At 72.2% G+C, this 15198-nt stretch carries 15 protein-coding genes; 6 read left to right on the forward strand and 9 right to left on the reverse strand.

What is annotated here, in order from left to right; all coding sequences use genetic code 11:
- Positions 1 to 109 precede the first annotated feature (109 nt).
- From AB0C69_RS21990 to AB0C69_RS22000, 3 genes are read right to left on the reverse strand one after another with little or no spacing between them, the layout of a single operon-like run.
- Positions 110 to 499 (reverse strand): VOC family protein, encoded by a 390-nt coding sequence (locus tag AB0C69_RS21990; protein WP_360356306.1) that lies wholly within the window; start codon positions 497 to 499, stop codon positions 110 to 112.
- A gap of 34 nt (positions 500 to 533) precedes the next feature.
- Positions 534 to 824, reverse strand: a complete 291-nt coding sequence (locus tag AB0C69_RS21995) for a metalloregulator ArsR/SmtB family transcription factor (RefSeq protein ID WP_345183209.1) — start codon at positions 822 to 824, stop codon at positions 534 to 536.
- Positions 825 to 882: 58 nt separating this feature from the next.
- Positions 883 to 2349, reverse strand: a complete 1467-nt coding sequence (locus AB0C69_RS22000; protein ID WP_360356309.1) for an MFS transporter — start codon at positions 2347 to 2349, stop codon at positions 883 to 885.
- A gap of 167 nt (positions 2350 to 2516) precedes the next feature.
- Here AB0C69_RS22000 and AB0C69_RS22005 point away from each other — a divergent pair, with 167 nt between their 5' ends.
- Positions 2517 to 3425, forward strand: a complete 909-nt coding sequence (locus AB0C69_RS22005; RefSeq protein ID WP_360356312.1) for a helix-turn-helix transcriptional regulator — start codon at positions 2517 to 2519, stop codon at positions 3423 to 3425.
- Positions 3426 to 3601: 176 nt separating this feature from the next.
- A complete protein-coding gene (locus AB0C69_RS22010; protein WP_360356314.1) occupies positions 3602 to 3979 on the forward strand; it encodes an STAS domain-containing protein in 378 nt (125 codons plus the stop codon).
- Between the two features lie 10 nt (positions 3980 to 3989).
- On the opposite strand, the gene AB0C69_RS22015 is transcribed toward AB0C69_RS22010, so the two are convergent.
- Positions 3990 to 4706 (reverse strand): SDR family NAD(P)-dependent oxidoreductase, encoded by a 717-nt coding sequence (locus tag AB0C69_RS22015; RefSeq protein ID WP_345183201.1) that lies wholly within the window; start codon positions 4704 to 4706, stop codon positions 3990 to 3992.
- A gap of 78 nt (positions 4707 to 4784) precedes the next feature.
- On the opposite strand from AB0C69_RS22015, the gene AB0C69_RS22020 reads away from it, so the two are divergent.
- Positions 4785 to 5414 (forward strand): helix-turn-helix domain-containing protein, encoded by a 630-nt coding sequence (locus AB0C69_RS22020; RefSeq protein WP_360356317.1) that lies wholly within the window; start codon positions 4785 to 4787, stop codon positions 5412 to 5414.
- A gap of 45 nt (positions 5415 to 5459) precedes the next feature.
- Here AB0C69_RS22020 and AB0C69_RS22025 read toward each other — a convergent pair whose 3' ends face one another.
- From AB0C69_RS22025 to AB0C69_RS22040, 4 genes are all read right to left on the reverse strand, one after another.
- Complete coding sequence (locus AB0C69_RS22025) at positions 5460 to 5951, reverse strand: DUF523 domain-containing protein (RefSeq protein ID WP_360356320.1); 492 nt, start codon at positions 5949 to 5951, stop codon at positions 5460 to 5462.
- A gap of 123 nt (positions 5952 to 6074) precedes the next feature.
- Complete coding sequence (locus AB0C69_RS22030) at positions 6075 to 6893, reverse strand: SDR family oxidoreductase (protein WP_360356322.1); 819 nt, start codon at positions 6891 to 6893, stop codon at positions 6075 to 6077.
- A 200-nt stretch (positions 6894 to 7093) separates the two neighbouring features.
- The gene (locus tag AB0C69_RS22035) at positions 7094 to 8095 is read right to left on the reverse strand and encodes a diiron oxygenase (RefSeq protein WP_360356324.1); all 1002 of its coding nucleotides are present in this window, start codon (positions 8093 to 8095) and stop codon (positions 7094 to 7096) included.
- 58 nt (positions 8096 to 8153) lie between these two features.
- Entirely contained in the window at positions 8154 to 8828 is a 675-nt protein-coding gene (locus AB0C69_RS22040) for a TetR/AcrR family transcriptional regulator (protein ID WP_345183185.1), read from the reverse strand.
- A 210-nt stretch (positions 8829 to 9038) separates the two neighbouring features.
- Between AB0C69_RS22040 and AB0C69_RS22045 the strand changes: the two genes are divergently transcribed.
- The 3 genes from AB0C69_RS22045 (at position 9039) to AB0C69_RS22055 (ending at position 13682) form a co-directional block, all read left to right on the forward strand.
- A complete protein-coding gene (locus tag AB0C69_RS22045; protein ID WP_345183183.1) occupies positions 9039 to 9815 on the forward strand; it encodes an ABC transporter ATP-binding protein in 777 nt (258 codons plus the stop codon).
- Entirely contained in the window at positions 9812 to 12322 is a 2511-nt protein-coding gene (locus AB0C69_RS22050; protein WP_360356328.1) for an ABC transporter permease, read from the forward strand. The genes AB0C69_RS22045 and AB0C69_RS22050 overlap by 4 nt, the downstream gene beginning before the upstream one ends.
- 148 nt (positions 12323 to 12470) lie before the next feature.
- Positions 12471 to 13682 (forward strand): pyridoxal phosphate-dependent aminotransferase, encoded by a 1212-nt coding sequence (locus AB0C69_RS22055; RefSeq protein WP_360356331.1) that lies wholly within the window; start codon positions 12471 to 12473, stop codon positions 13680 to 13682.
- On the opposite strand, the gene AB0C69_RS22060 is transcribed toward AB0C69_RS22055, so the two are convergent.
- A partial coding sequence (locus tag AB0C69_RS22060) for an ATP-dependent DNA helicase (protein WP_360356334.1) occupies positions 13679 to 15198 on the reverse strand: 1520 nt, incomplete at its 5' end. The genes AB0C69_RS22055 and AB0C69_RS22060 overlap by 4 nt on opposite strands.

Below are 15198 nucleotides of genomic sequence, written 5' to 3' on the forward strand. Positions count from 1 at the left end.
ATGGTACTGCATGGGAGACCGTGTGGGAGAGTAGGACGCCGCCGGACACATATTGTAGAAAGGCCCCGCCGTTACCGGCGGGGCCTTTCTCATTTGTCCTGGTGGCCGGTCAGACGGGCCGGTGGGCGATCTGGATCAGGTTGCCGCAGGTGTCGTCCAGCACGGCCGTGACGACCGGGCCCATCTCGACGGGCTCCTGGGTGAAGCGGACCCCGAGAGCGCGCAGCCGGTCGTACTCGGCCTTGACGTCGTCGACGTCGAACGAGGCGAACGGGATGCCGTCGGCGACCAGCGCTTCCTTGAACGGCTTCACCGCGGGGTGGCTGCTCGGTTCGAGAAGCAGATTGGTGCCGTCCGGGTCCTTCGGGGACACCACGGTCAGCCACCGGTCCTCGCCGAGGGGAACGTCGTGCTTCTTCTCGAACCCCAGTACGTCGGTGTAGAACCTGAGGGCCCTCTCCTGGTCGTCCACGAACACGCTCGTCAGTTTGATTCTCATCTCGGTTCCCTTTCGGCCTTCGTCGGTGCCGCCGTCACGGACGCTCAGGGCCCGTGGCCCTGCGGAGCCACCGCTCGACGATGTACTGGAGCGGGCCGGTGTTGATGTAGTGGAACTTGTACCGGCCCTCGCGTCTGGTCTCGACCAGGCCGGCGGCCTCGAGGACGTCGAGATGCTGCGAGATCGCCTGCCGCGACGAGCCGAGCCCGTGCGTGGTCGTCAGGCGGCCGCAGATCTCGAAGAGAGTCTGGCCGTTCTGGCGGGTCAGCTCGTCGAGGATGGTGCGCCGGGTGGGGTCGGCCAACGCCTTGAACATGTCTCCCACTCACCCAACGTTAGGCAAGTATGCGCTTGCCTGTCAAGATCGACCGTGGGGGGTGCCGCTATGAGGAGGCGCGTTGCCTTCTGGAGTCGCTCGTGCCAGCGGCCGGACGGAGGGGCGCCGACCGGAGGAGCAGCGGTAGGGCGCTGGCGGCAAGGCAGATGAGGCCGGCCGCCAGAGTGGCCGCATGCAAGCCGCCCAGGGTGGCGTTGACCTTGTCCGTCGTGGGCGAGAGCGCGCTCGTGCGGGCAGTGGCGATGGCCGCCAGGCCGGCGGTGCCGATGCCCCCGAGGAACTGCGGCAGTTGCGACAGGCCGCCTGCGGCACCCTGTTCGTCGTCCCGCAGGCCGGACGTCATGGCGGTGATGAAGGAGACGACCGTCAGGACATGGCCGAAGCCCATGGCGCCGGACGTGGTGAGCAGGAGAGGGAGTCCGCCCTCCACCGGAAGAAGGATCATCGCGCCTATGCCGAGGCCCTGCACGGCGAGGCCGAGGCTCATGGCGCGTGCCCTGCCCAGCGCTGTGATCAGGCGGACGGCCAGCAGGCCCGCGACGAGGGCCGCGATGCCTTCCGCGAGGAAGCCGGCGCCCGTGGCGAGAGCCGGGTAGCCGAGGACGTCCTGCATGTAGAGGCTGAGAAGGACCGTCGTACCGCCGCACATGCCGAGGGTGACGAAACCGACGAGGCCGCCCCACTTCACCGTCGGCCTGTTCAGCAGGTCCAGCGGGATCAGTGGGACCGGGTGCCGCCGCTCCACCAGGAGGAACGCGCTCAGGCAGAGCACGGCCAGCGAGAGGGACCCCAGCGTTGGCGCGCTCGCCCACCCTGCGTCCGCGCCCGTCGAGATGGCGTAGACCAGAGCGAACAGGCCGACGCTCGCCAGTACGGCACCGGGAACGTCCAGCCGGGCCGTGGCGCGGGTGCCGGTGTCTCGCGGCAGAGTGGTCGTGCCGAGCAGTACCAGGCCGCTGATGGCGGCCAGGAGCAGCATGGTCCAGCGCCAGTTCAGCCCGCTGGTGATGACGCCGCCGCCCAGGGTGCCGAGGACGAAACCCAGCGACAGCACCGCGCCGTTGACGCCCAGCGCGCGCGTCCGGCGAGGTCCTTCGGGGAAGGCCGCCGTCAGCAGCGCGACGGCCGTCGGAGTGATCATCGCGGCGGACGCGCCCTGGCCCGCGCGGGCGGCGATCAGCGGTGCGGGCGCGCTCGCCAGTGCCGCCGCAAGGGAGAAGCCGCCGAACAGGACGACTCCGAGGGCGAACAGCCGGCGGCGCCCGACGATGTCGGAGACGCGGCCGAACAGGGGGAGCAGGCTCGCGGTCGGCAGCAGGCTCGCCGTCGCGACCCACTGCAGCGAACCGGTGGTCGCGAAGCCCAGATCGCGTCCTATCTCCGGCAGGGCCACGGTGACGACGGAGTAGTCCAGTCCTGTCATGAACGTGGCGCCGCACAGGGTGACCAGGGTCAGCCATTCGCGGCGGTCGAGTGCGCTGGAGCGCGCGAGCCGGATCGAATCGTTCGTCATGTTCGCCTTTCCTGATGGGTCGTGCCGGGGCGCACGGCGGCGTCCCGGCACGGCCCACCCTGCGGCGAATCGCGAGCGCTACCCAGCCCTTCACTGAGAGCACGCTCGCGGTGCCTACACCTGGCAGGTGCAGGCGGGAAAGGACGGAAGCGAGCATGCTGGACGGCATGGAGCAGCGATCCGAGCTCGGCGAGTTCCTGCGCAGCCGTCGCGCACGGCTCCGTCCCGAGGACGTCGGTCTGCCCGACTACGGCGGGCGGCGGCGTGTGCCCGGCCTGCGCCGCGAGGAGCTGGCGCAGCTCGCGGGCGTCAGCGCCGGGTACTACACGCGCCTGGAGCAGGGCCAGAGCCCCAACGCCTCGGAGGCCGTCCTCGACGCGATCGCCCGAGTGCTGAAGCTGGACGAGACGGAGCACGCCTACCTGCGGAGCCTCGCCCGCCAGAAGTCCGCACCGCGCAGGCGCTCGCGGCCGGAGCGGCTGCGCCCGGCCGTCCGGCTCATGGTCGGCGCGTTCGGCGACACCCCAGCGCTGATCATGGGCCGCCGCTACGACGTGCTCGCCTGGAACCGCGCCGCGCACGCGCTGCTCGCCGGGCACCTCCCCTTCGAGGCGCCCGACCAGCCCCATGCACGCCCGAACATCGCCCGCCTCGTCTTCCTGGATCCGCACACGCGCGAGCTGTACGCCGACTGGCGGACCAAGGCCCGGGACACGGTCGCGGACGTCCGGATGACCTCTGTCCGCTCCCCCCACGACGCGGAGCTGACCGGCCTCATCGGCGAGCTCGCCGTGCACAGCCCCGAGTTCGCGTCACTGTGGGCGGCGCATCCGGTCCAGGACTGCGCCGTCCGGTACGTCCGCGAGTTCAGGCATCCGCTGGTGGGGGCGATGACGCTGAACAACGAGATCATGGAGCTGTCCAACGACGAGGGCCAGCGCATGGCGGTGTTCACCGCCGACCCGGGCACCCCTTCGGCCGCGGCCCTGAGCCTGCTCACGGGTATCGCCGACGGGACGGCCGACCCTCACGCCGGCGCGCTCGACTCCACTTCGGAGCGCCCACGCCGGGTGTAGAGGCCCCGGCCACGGGGGCGCCGCCGGAGTGGCGGCTCTTCGGGGTCATGCCATCGGCCGTCCCCGGTCCGGCCGCCCCGCGGGCCGGATGCTCGCACACGGGGAACGCCTGGCCGGAACGGTCGAAGAGCGAGCCGCGTCCCATTGTCGGCCAAGGACAGATGAGGAGACCGCACATGCAGCACGCGTGGGACCAGCCCCCCGCCATCGTCCGTGTGGCGGGGGACTTCGACGTCTACACGGCCCCTGGTGTGCGTGAGGAACTGCTCGCCGCGATGAGGTGGCAGGGCGAGCAGGGCCCCCGCCACGTGATCGTCGACCTTGACGATGCCGACCACGTCGACGCGCCGGCTCTGGGCGTGCTGATGGGGGCCCACTATCGCCTGCTCGAACGAGGCGGGGGCGTTCTGCTCGTCTCCACTCACGAACGGCACCGCAGGCTTCACCGGCTGACCGGCATCGCGGAGCCGGTGCCGCCGGTCACCAAGGGCATTCCGCTCTACGACTCGGTGGAGCAGGCGCTCACCGCAGCCCAGCAGGACCGGCCGACCTGAGGGGACCGGTTCAGGCCAGCGCGTTGAAGACCGCCTCGGCGCGGTCGCGCTTGGCGTAGAGGTCCCACGCGGTGTCGGCGATGGTGTCGGGATCGAGGGTGGGGATGCTGAGGCCGTCCAGACCGTCCAGGCCGTCCTGCTGGGACGTCACCATCCGGTGGATGTCGCCGCGTTCGATCAGGCCGCCGATCGTCAGCGTCCCGGCGTAGATCCCTTTCTCGGTCAGGGCCGCGTTGAGCGTCAGGGCGTAGTTCCGCAGGGCCGCCGAGGAGAGCGCGAGACCGCCGAGCATGGGCATCGGGACGACCGCGCTGAGGCCGCCCGCGAACAGCAGCCCGCCGCCGCCGCGCTCCAGCATGCCGGGCAGGACGGCGCCGACCACGTCGATCGCGGGATACACCGAGCGCATCGCCTCCTGGGCGGCCGGCACGTCCGCCGAGGTGATGGGAACGGGCCGGGCGTTCAGATCCGACGCGCCGGGGCCGTAGTAGACGACGTCGACGTGGCCGATCCCGCGGAGCGCGGCGAGCAGCGCGTCGCGGTCGCGGACGTCCGCCGCGATGGCCGTGGCCTCGACGCCCTCGGCCTCCAGCGCCGCGATGTAGCCGGGGTGGCGCGCCCCGTTCCTGGACATGAGCACGATCTTGTGGCCTTCGCGGCCGAAGCGGTGGGCGACGGACATGCCGAGACCCGGTCCGGCCCCGATGACGACGGTGGTGGAGGACATGCGCAACTCCCGTAAGTTGAGGTTGGCCTCAATTTAGCACGGAACTTGAGGGTTTCCTCAACTTCGTAGGATGGAGGCATGGCCGGAAAGAGCAGGCCGCTTCGGGCGGACGCCGTGCGGAATCGGGACAAGCTGGTGGCCGCCGCCGCGGCCGTGTTCGGGGAACGCGGCCTGGACGCGCCGCTGGACGAGGTCGCGCGGAGGGCGGGCGTGAGCATCGGCACGCTCTACAACCACTTTCCCTCGCGCGAGAGCCTCTTCGACGCCATCTTCCCCGCCCGCCTGGCCGCGCTGGACGAGATCGTCGAGCGGTCCCTGGCCGATCCCGATCCCTGGAGCGGGTTCGTCGTCTACGTCGAGGGGCTGTTCGCGCTGCAGGCCGAGGACCGGGGGCTCAACGACGCGCTCGCCCGGCGCTTCCCGCTCGCCCCCGAGTTGAACACCGCCTGCGATCGGGGGTTCGGGCACCTGGTGACGATCATGGCCCGGGCCAAGGAGGCCGGCGCCCTGCGTCCCGACTTCGAGCCGCAGGACGTCGTGACGCTGATGTGGGCGATGTCGCAGGTGATCCGGGAGTCGGCGGACGTCGCGCCCGACGCCTGGCGGCGCTGCCTCGGGTTCTTCCTCGACGGGCTGCGCTCCGAGGCGGCGCGGCCGCTGCCCGTCCCGGCGCTGACCCCCGAGCAGGTCGCCCGTTTCATGGCGTGATGCCGGTGCGCTGGTGACGCTGCTGCGCTGGTGAGGCTCCCGCGCTCAGGCTTCCAGGTCGCTCAGGAGGGCTTGCAGCGCGTCCAGCTCGTCCTCGGTGAAGACGTGGATGCCGGAGCGGCGCAGGAGTGCGGTCGTCACGCCGGATCCGGGGACGGACGCGCCGGCGAAGGTGCCGTCGTAGACGCGGTGGCCGCCGCAGGACGGGCTGCCCTCCTTGAGCAGGGCGAGACGGGCGCCGGACCGCTGCGCGGCCTCCAGAGCGAGGCGGGCGCCGCGGAGGAACTCGCCGGTGACATCGGCGCCGCCGCCGGTGACGACGCGGGCCGTGCCGTCGAGGACGTCGCCGCCGTCCCCGCCGACGATCTCGGCGGCGGGGCGGGGGACGGGCAGGCCGCCCGACACCTCGGGGCAGAACGGGACGAGGCGGCCCTCGGCGCGCCAGCGTTCGAAGGGGCCGCCGGACACCGGCTTGGCCGCGCCGTCGTAGCGGACGGGCCGCCCGGCAAGGCACGAGCTGACCAGGATGCGTTCCACGTCGCCCAGCCTATGCGGGGACTGCCCCACGGCCCTCGCGGAAGTCGGAGCGGTGCGAGCGCCACGCCTTCGACCCGCGACACTCGAAGACGTCGCAGGTCGAAGGGGGAAGCGGGGGCGATCCTACTGGCCGGCGCGGATGCGGTTGACGGCGATCTGGGCGACGCGGACGGCCGCGCCCGGGTTGAGGCGGACGCCGCGCCAGGCGAGGCGGCCGTGGGCGGGCGCGACGATGAGGGCCTGGTTCTTGGCGACGCCGCGCATGATGTCGCGGGCGAGCTTCTCGGCTGTGTAGAGGCGCGGGGCCGCCTTCGCGATGTCGCCGGTGGCGTCGCCGCTCAGCGGGGTCTCGGGCAGGCCGGGGTTGACGTTGTGCAGCAGCGGGGTGTCCACGAAGCTCGGGCACACCACGCTGACCTTGACGCCGCGTCCGGCGGCCTCGGCGCGCAGGCCGAGGGAGAGGCCGACGACGGCGTGCTTGGTGGCGGTGTAGGGGATGCCGATCGGCATCGGGACGAGCCCGGCGAGCGAGGCGGTGTTGACGATGTGGCCGCGGCCCTGCTCCAGCATGATCGGGTAGGCGGCGTGGACGCCGTGCACGACGCCCTTCAGGTTGATGTCGATGGCGCGGTTCCAGTGGTCGAGGGTGAGCTCCTCGGCCAGCCCGCCGACCGCGATGCCCGCGTTGTTGAACACCAGGTCGAGGCGCCCGTGGTCGGCCTTGACGCCCTTGTAGAGGTCGGTGACGGCGTCGGCGTCGGTGACGTCGAGCGCCGCGGAGGCGGCCTTGCCCCTGCCGAGGGTGTTCAGCTTGTCGGCGACCCGCGCGGCGCCCTCGGCGTTGATGTCGGTGACCACGACTGTGTCGCCGCGCGCCACCAGGGACGTGGCGATCGCACGGCCGATGCCGGACGCTCCTCCGGTCACGATCGCGATGCTCATTGCGCGCTCCGCTCGGTCGACAGCGGGTCCGGGCTCGGGGGTGGGGCGAGCCCGGACCGCACTGGCTAATTGGATCTTATGTTCAATTGCGTGGATTGTAGGCGGCGGTGCGGGCCGCCGGTACTCACCGCGGCGACAAACTCGCCGCCGCCGACTCGTCCTCGCGCTCGCTCTGGAGGTGGCCGGGGCCGGGCGGCGGGTCAGGCGGCCCTGGCGGGCTCGACGGCGCGGCGCTGCTTGGGCTCGTCCCAGATGCCGAAGGCCTTCCAGACCTGCTTGTTCACCGGCGTGACGACGCCGAGCTCGGCCATCAGGTCGCGGATCTTGCCGACCGAGTTGGCGATCTCCGCCTGTGCCGCGTCGTTCTTGTAGGCGGCGCGGACGACGTCCTTCGGGATGTCGAAGTGCCGCACCATCGGCCCGGGCGGGGACAGCATGATCCGCGCCATCACGCCGAGGACGACGGGCGTCGCGATGCCGAGGATCCGGCGGCGGAACGGGTGCATGTTCGGGACCCGGTGCTTGAGGTAGTGCCGGGCGAACGAGATGTGCCGGGCCTCCTCCGCGATGTGGATCTTCATGATGGTCTCCTCCAGGGGGTGCTTGATGTGCCCGCCCTTGAGGGACTTGCGCTGGACGTAGTCGATGGGGTCCTCGCCGCCGAGCACGAAGACGAAGAACATCTCGGTGCTGACCAGCGGGATCCACGGGGCCGCCTGCGCGATGAGGTTGAGCGCGCGCGGCATGCCGCGGATCGGCATCTTCGTCCGGTTCACGAACTCCTGGAACATCATGCCGTGGTGACATTCCTCGGTCGTCTCGTGGTAGACGTACCGGAACTCGGGGCGGCCGTTCGGCAGCCGGTAGGCGTAGTTGAGCAGCCCGCGCTTCAGCAGGTTCTCGAACTGCAGCCCGATCTTCATCGCGGTGGCGACGCGCCAGAGGCCGATCTGCGACCGGACCTCCTGGGGCTGCGACTGGTACCACTCCGTCTCCCCGAGCCGGTCGAACGGGGGCAGCACCCAGCGCGGGTCGTTCTTGTCGACGAGGAACTCGGGGTCGTCCCAGGGGATGTCGGCGTAGGCCTCCCAGTGCTTCTCGACCGAGGCCTTGTTCAGCCGGTCGATGACGCCGAGGTACGACTTCTTGTCCTTGACCTGCTCGCGGACCTCGTCGGCGAGTTCGGTGGGGGCTTTCGGCATGGGGGACGCTCCCTCGGGGTGGTGCGGTCGGCCGGGGCCGATGTGTGACGGGTCGTGGCTAGGGGCCGGTGCGGGGCGGGGCCTCCGCCTGGCCCCGCTCGGGGACGATCAACTGCGCGACGTCCTTGACCTGGCGCAGCACCGCGGCCTGGTGGCCGTCGGCGTCGTCGTCCAGCGCGTTCTGGATGGACAGCCCGACGAACATGGCGAACAGGGTGCGCAGCGTCGTCGAGACGAAGTCGGGGGCAAGGGTGTTGTCGGGGAACAGCCGCTCGAAGGTCTCCGTGATGACCTGGAGGATCCGCTCGTTCAGGTCGCGGCACAGCGGCCGCAGCTCGTCGTCGGTGCGGGCCGCCACCGCCAGCTCCATGAGGGCCTTGGCCGGACGGCCGCGGAACACCTCCCAGAGCAGGTCGAGCGCCCCCGACACGTTGCGGCGCTCCGCCGGCAGCACCGCGAAGGCCGTCTCGTAGGCCAGGCGCTGCGCCTCCAGCAGGTGCTCCAGCGCGGCCGCGACGAGGACCATCTTCGTCGGGTAGTGGTGCTGCTGCGCGCCGCGCGAGACGCCGGCGCGGCGCGCCACCTCCGTGGTGGACGTCCCGGCCCAGCCGAGGTCCACCAGGCACTCCGTGGTGGCCTCCAGGAGCCTGGCCTGCGTGCGCGACCGGCGCTCCTCCTGGGTGCGGCGCCCGGGGGAGGCGAGCCGGTGACGTCTGCGGCTGCTTACTGACACGCTCCGAAGGTACGAGCGCGACATACATGCAATCAAGCCTGCATGTATGTTGCCCGCATCACAATTGGACGCCGGGTCTTATTGATCTTCGCCGGCCGGCCGTACCGCGCCGGACGTACCCGCGGCGGGCGCGGGCCTCCCCGGGGAGCAGGCGCAGTGCATCTCCTGGCCCGACGACGGGCCCCGTGGCGTGAGGCCACGATCCCGGTCATGGGAAACGCAGCGGAAGCAAGGCGATCGATCGCCGAGGACGCCGGCGCGGGCGGCGCCCGCACGGTGGGCCTCGGCAAGGTCTACGGGTCCGGCGCCATGGCGGTGCGGGCGCTCGACGACGTCAGCGTGGAGTTCCCGGCCGGGCGGTTCACCGCGATCATGGGTCCGTCCGGGGCCGGGAAGTCCACGCTCATGCACTGCGTCGCGGGCCTGGAGGACGCGACGTCCGGCAGGGTCTACGTCGGCGGCCAGGAGCTCGGGGCGCTGTCGGACCGCCGCCTGACCCGGCTCAGGCGCGAGCGGATCGGGTTCGTGTTCCAGGCGTTCAACCTGCTCCCCACGCTGACGGCGCGCGACAACATCCTCCTGCCCCTGACCCTCGCGGGGGCGGGCCCGGAGCGGGAGTGGCTGGACACGGTCGTCCGCGTCCTGAAGCTGGGGGACCGGCTGTCGCACCGCCCGGCGGAGATGTCGGGCGGGCAGCAGCAGCGGGTGGCGCTCGCGCGCGCCCTGGTCACCCGCCCGCAGATCGTGTTCGCGGACGAGCCGACCGGCAACCTCGACTCCCGCACCGGCGCCGAGGTGCTGGCGCTGCTGCGCGACGCCGTGGACCACCTGGGCCAGACCGTGGCGATGGTGACCCACGACCCGGTCGCCGCCGGGCACGCCGACGCGGTGGTGTTCCTCGCCGACGGCCGGGTCGTGGACGTCATGGACGCCCCCACGGCCGACCGCGTGCTCGACCGCATGCGAGGGCTGGGGGACCACCGATGACCGGGCTCGTCTTCAAGGAGCTGTGGGGACGCAAGCGCCGCCTGGCCGGCTCCCTGGTGGCGGTCTTCCTCGGCGTGACGTTCCTGACCGGGACGCTCGTCCTGGGCGACACCCTCGCGGCGAGCATCGACGGGTACGTCTCCAGCGCGTACGGCGACACGGACGTGGTCGTCAGGAACGCGACCAGGGTGAGCGACGCGCCGTGGGGCGCGCGGGGGCAGATCGACGCGTCCGTCCTGGACCGGGTGCGCAGGGTGCAGGGCGTCGCCAACGCCGAGCCGACCATCGAGGGGTCGGGGCAGTTGCTCGCCAAGGACGGCACGGTGATCCAGTCGCGCGGCCCCCGGACGGCGGGCAACTGGAAGACCGACCCGAAGCTCAACCCCTACCGGCTCGCCGAAGGGAGGGCGCCCCGCGCGCCGGACGAGGTCGTCATCGACAAGATGTTCGCCGACGAGGGCCGCCTGAAGGTGGGGGACCGGACGGCGGTCCTCACGCCGGAGAAGGTCCCGGTGACCGTCGTCGGCATCAGCATGTTCGGCGACGAGGAGGCCTTCGGCGAGACGTCGTTCACGGCGTTCTCCCTCGAAGGCGCCCGCACCCACGTCGCGAAGGGCGCCGACCGCATCAGCGGCGTCTCCGTCCGCGCGCAGGACGGCGTCGACCAGGCGGAACTGGCGTCCCGCGTGCGGGCGGCGCTGCCCGCCGGAGTCCAGGCCCTCACGAAGAAGGCGCAGGTCGAGGAAGGCATGAGCCTCGTCCAGAACGGCTTCCTGCGCGTGTTCCGGACGGTCCTGGCCGCGTTCGGCGGGGTGGCCCTGCTGGTCGCGGCGTTCAGCATCCACAACACGTTCGCGATCACGATGGCGCAGCGGACCCGCGAGTCGGCCCTGCTGCGCGCGCTCGGCGCCGGGCGCCGCCAGGTCGTCACCATCGTCGGCGTCGAGGCGCTGGTGATCGGCGCCGCCGCGACCCTCGCCGGGCTCGCCGGCGGGCTCGGGTTCGCCGCCCTGCTGCGGGAGCTGTTCGTCCGCTTCCGCATCGGGATCGCGCTGGAGGGCCTCACCGTCGCCGCCACCACGGTCATGATCGCGGTCCCGGTCGGCCTGCTGGTCACGCTGGCCGCCGCGCTCGGCCCGGCGCTGAAGGCGTCGCGGGTGCCGCCGCTGGCCGCGCTGCGCGAGGTCTCGGCCGAGGCGTCCCGGCCGTCGGAGACCCGCGTCATCGTCGGCGGCGTCTTCGCGGCGGTGGCCGTCGGGACCGTCGCGTTCGGCGCGGCCACCGGGCAGACGGCGATGGCGGCCGCGGGCGCGGTCGTGACCGTCGTGTCGATGGTCGTGCTCGGCCCCGTCGCCGCCGGCCCCGTCGCGGCGCTGCTCGGCGGCCCCGCGGCGCGGCTGCGCGGCGTGTCCGGCAGGCTCGCGCGCGACAACGCCACGCGCAGCCCGGCGCGCACGGCCGGCGCGGCGACCGCGCTGATGATCGGCGTCGGGGTCGTCACGCTGATGACGGTGTTCCTCGGATCGCTGCGCGCCTCCCTGGAGGACGGTGTGGCCGGATCGTTCGACGGCCCGATCGTCGTGGACGCGGGCACCAACGAGACCGGCGGGTTCGCTACCTCGCTCGTGCGGGAGGCGGCGAAACTGCCGCAGGTGGGCGAGGTCGCCGGGATGGGGACGGGCAGCATGCGGGTGAACGGCGCGCCGTCCACCGTCAGTGTCGCCGACCCGTCCAGCCTCCGCCGCGTCCTCGACCTGGACGTCACCCAAGGCGGCCTCGACGACGCCGGTACGTTCGCCGTCTCGAAGAAGGCCGCAGACGACAACGGCTGGCGCGTGGGTACCGCGGTCGGCGTGACGTTCGCGGACGGCGCCTCGCAGAAGCTCACCGTGGGCGCCGTCTACGGCAACACCGATCTGACCGGCGACTACCTCGTCCCGCGGACCGTATGGGACGCGCACACCAGGCAGCCGCTGGACACCAGGGCGTTCGTCGAGCTGAAGCCCGGCGCGTCGGTCGCGTCCGCCCGGCAGGCCCTCACCGCGCTGGCCAAGCCGTACGGGGCGCCCGAGGTGGAGTCGCGGGACGAGTTCGTGGCGGCGCAGACCGAGGAGATGGCCGGCTTCATCAGCGTCGTCTACGGGATGCTGATCCTGGCCATCGTCGTCGCGCTCCTCGGCATCGCCAACACGCTGTCGCTGGCCGTCCACGAGCGGACCCGCGAACTCGGCCTGCTCCGTGCGGTCGGCGCGACGCGCCCGCAGATCCGGTCGATGGCGCGCTGGGAATCGGTCATCGTGGCGCTGTTCGGCACCGCCGGCGGGCTCGTCCTCGGCGTGTTCCTGGGCTGGGGCCTCGGCACCGCCCTCGGCAACCCGTTCGCGCCACCCCTCGCGCAGGTCGCGGTCATCGCCGTGGTCGGCGCGGTCGCCGGGGCGCTCGCCGCGATCCGTCCCGCGCGGCGCGCGGCGCGGCTGGCGATCCTGTCCGCCATCGCCGCCCCGTGACATCGCCGCCCCGTGACGTCGCCGCCCCGTGACGCGCCCGTCCCCGTTCCCCCGGCGCCACGCCGGGGGAACGGGGCGTCCTCCCAGGTCGCGAGGCCGTCGCGGGGCGGGCCGCGTGTCGCGGGCGCGCCGTGGCTAAGGTAAGTCCATGCAGGTCAACCAGTCGGGCAAGCTGACCAATGTCTGTTACGACATCCGCGGGCCGGTCCTCAAGCGCGCCAAGCAGCTGGAGAACGAGGGAAACAAGATCCTCAAGCTGCACATCGGCAACCCGGCCCCCTTCGGGTTCGAGGCCCCGCCCGAGCTCCTCCAGGACATGATCCGCAACCTGCCGGAGGCGCACGGCTACAGCGACTCCAAGGGCATCCTCCCCGCCCGCCGCGCCATCGTGCAGCGCTTCGAGGACAGCGGCGTCACCGGCGTCGACGTCGAGGACGTCTACCTCGGCAACGGCGTCTCCGAGCTCATCGTCATGACGCTGCAGGCGCTGCTCAACGACGGCGACGAGGTGCTCATCCCGACGCCCGACTACCCGCTGTGGACGGCGTCGGTGTCGCTGTGCGGGGGCACCCCCGTCCACTACCTGTGCGACGAGGACGACGGGTGGCAGCCGAGCCTGGACGACATCGAGTCCAAGATCGGCGACCGCACCCGCGCGCTGGTGATCATCAACCCGAACAACCCGACCGGCGCCGTCTACTCGCGCGAGGTGCTCGCGCGCATCGTCGAGGTCGCCCGCCGCCGCAACCTGATCATCTTCGCGGACGAGATCTACGACCGGATCCTCTACGACGACGCCGAGCACGTCCCGATCGCGTCCCTGGCCCCCGACCTGCTGTGCCTCACCTTCGGCGGCCTGTCGAAGAACTACCGCGTCGCCGGGTTCCGCTCGGGATGGGTGGTGCTGTCCGGGCCGAAGGAGCACGCCGAGTCCTACATCGAGGGCCTCGACATCCTCGCCAACATGCGGCTGTGCCCGAACGTCCCGGGGCAGCACGCCATCCAGGCCGCGCTCGGCGGCTACCAGAGCATCGACGACCTCGTCCTGCCGACCGGACGCCTCGGCGAGCAGCGCGACCGCGCCTGGAAACTGCTGAACGACCTGCCGGGCGTCAGCTGCGTCAAGCCCACGGGCGCCCTGTACGTCTTCCCGCGCCTGGACCCGGAGATGTACCCGATCGAGGACGACATGCGCTTCGCCCTCGACCTGCTGGAGCAGCAGAAGCTGCTCATCGTCCAGGGGACGGGCTTCAACTGGCCGTCCACCGACCACTTCCGCATCGTCACCCTCCAGTACGCCGACGACCTGGAGGACGCCGTCGGGCGCATCGGCGAGTTCCTCTCCGCCTACCGCGGCTAGGACGGCGTCGCGGCGGCGTCCAGCCGGCGGAGGGCGCCGCGGACGACGGTGGGATCCGTGGTCGCCCAGAACGGCGGCAGCGAGTTCTTGAGGAAGCCGCCGTAGCGGGCCGTGGCGAGCCGCGGGTCGAGGACGGCGACCACGCCGCGGTCGTCCATCGAGCGCAGCAGCCGGCCCGCGCCCTGCGCGAGCAGCAGCGCCGCGTGCGTCGCCGCGACCGCCATGAACCCGTTGCCGCCGCGCGCCGCGACGGCCCGGGACCGCGCCGACGACACCGGGTCGTCCGGGCGCGGGAACGGGATGCGGTCCATGATGACGAGCTGCAGCGAGGGGCCGGGGACGTCCACGCCCTGCCAGAGCGACAGGGTGCCGAACAGGCAGGTGCGCTCGTCCTCGGCGAACTGCTTCACCAGCAGGGACGTGGAGTCGTCGCCCTGGCACAGCAGCGGGTGGGACAGGTGGTCCTTCAGCTCGTCGGCGGCCTGGCGCGCGGCGCGCATCGAGGAGAACAGGCCGAGCGTCCGCCCGCCCGCCGCCTCGATCAGCTCGGTGATCTCGGTCAGGTAGGCGTCGGCGAGGCCGTCCCGCCCCGGCTGCGGCAGATGCCGCGCGACGTAGAGGATGCCCGCCTTCGGATGGTCGAACGGCGAACCGACGTCGAGCCCCGACCAGACGACCTCGGTCTCCTCGCCCTTCTCCGTCGCGGTCCGCGCGAGGCCCTCGGCGGCGGTCTTGGCGTCCTTCGGGCCGCCCTCGTCCAGCGGCGGCAGCCCCCACTGGCGGGCGAGCGGCTCGAACGACCCGCCCAGCGTGAGCGTCGCCGACGTGAGGACCGCGGTGCGCTGCTCGAACAGCGTCGCGCGCAGCAGCCCGCCGACACCGATCGGCGCCACGTGCAGCGCCGGCGGCCGCTTCGGGCGCCCCTCCGGGACGAACGGCTTCTCCAGCCACACCACGTCGAAGCGCTGCGCCATCTCGGGCTGGAACGCCTCCAGGATCCGCACGGCCGTGTCGTGCAGCTCCTCCAGCGAGGACCGCGCCGCCTTCCGCGCGGCCATGTCGCCGGGATCGGCGTCCTTCTTCTCCGGCCCGAGCGCCGTGACGCAGGCGTGCGCGGCGTCCCGGACGGACGCCAGCGTGTTGCCCAGGCCGCCGGGCAGGACGTCCATCCGGCCCGCGGGCATCTCCTCCAGCAGGAGGCCGAGCCCTTCGGCGGCCTCCTTGAGCCGGTCGGCGAGGTGCTCCTCGGTCAGCCGCCCGCACCGCCGCGCGGCCGTCTCCACACCGGCCGCGCTCAGATCCCCGGTCGCGACCGAGGTGACCCGGTCGACCAGCTCGTGGGCCTCGTCGACGATCACCACGTCGTGCTCGGGCAGGACCTGGAACTCCTCCAGGGCGTCGATGGCCAGCAGCGCGTGGTTGGTCGTCCAGGACCAGGCGCCGGACGCCCACGCCTCGGAGAGCGGCACCATGTGGTCGATGTCCAGGTCGGACGCCTGCGTCCAGGTGGCGCCGT

Origin of the sequence: Actinomadura sp. NPDC048032 (assembly GCF_040653175.1) — a bacterium.
GTDB lineage: Bacteria > Actinomycetota > Actinomycetes > Streptosporangiales > Streptosporangiaceae > Spirillospora > Spirillospora verrucosospora.

What these genes read in the sequence shown, in the direction of transcription:
- AB0C69_RS22050 (WP_360356328.1), top strand. Translation starts at nt 9,812, where the DNA reads ATGACCGGGCTCGTCTTCAAGGAGCTGTGGGGACGCAAGCGCCGCCTG.
- AB0C69_RS22055 (WP_360356331.1), top strand. Translation starts at nt 12,471, where the DNA reads ATGCAGGTCAACCAGTCGGGCAAGCTGACCAATGTCTGTTACGACATC.
- AB0C69_RS22035 (WP_360356324.1), bottom strand. Translation starts at nt 8,095, where the DNA reads ATGCCGAAAGCCCCCACCGAACTCGCCGACGAGGTCCGCGAGCAGGTC.
- AB0C69_RS22045 (WP_345183183.1), top strand. Translation starts at nt 9,039, where the DNA reads ATGGGAAACGCAGCGGAAGCAAGGCGATCGATCGCCGAGGACGCCGGC.
- AB0C69_RS22005 (WP_360356312.1), top strand. Translation starts at nt 2,517, where the DNA reads ATGGAGCAGCGATCCGAGCTCGGCGAGTTCCTGCGCAGCCGTCGCGCA.
- AB0C69_RS22010 (WP_360356314.1), top strand. Translation starts at nt 3,602, where the DNA reads ATGCAGCACGCGTGGGACCAGCCCCCCGCCATCGTCCGTGTGGCGGGG.
- AB0C69_RS22015 (WP_345183201.1), bottom strand. Translation starts at nt 4,706, where the DNA reads ATGTCCTCCACCACCGTCGTCATCGGGGCCGGACCGGGTCTCGGCATG.
- AB0C69_RS21990 (WP_360356306.1), bottom strand. Translation starts at nt 499, where the DNA reads ATGAGAATCAAACTGACGAGCGTGTTCGTGGACGACCAGGAGAGGGCC.
- AB0C69_RS22030 (WP_360356322.1), bottom strand. Translation starts at nt 6,893, where the DNA reads ATGAGCATCGCGATCGTGACCGGAGGAGCGTCCGGCATCGGCCGTGCG.
- AB0C69_RS22020 (WP_360356317.1), top strand. Translation starts at nt 4,785, where the DNA reads ATGGCCGGAAAGAGCAGGCCGCTTCGGGCGGACGCCGTGCGGAATCGG.
- AB0C69_RS22000 (WP_360356309.1), bottom strand. Translation starts at nt 2,349, where the DNA reads ATGACGAACGATTCGATCCGGCTCGCGCGCTCCAGCGCACTCGACCGC.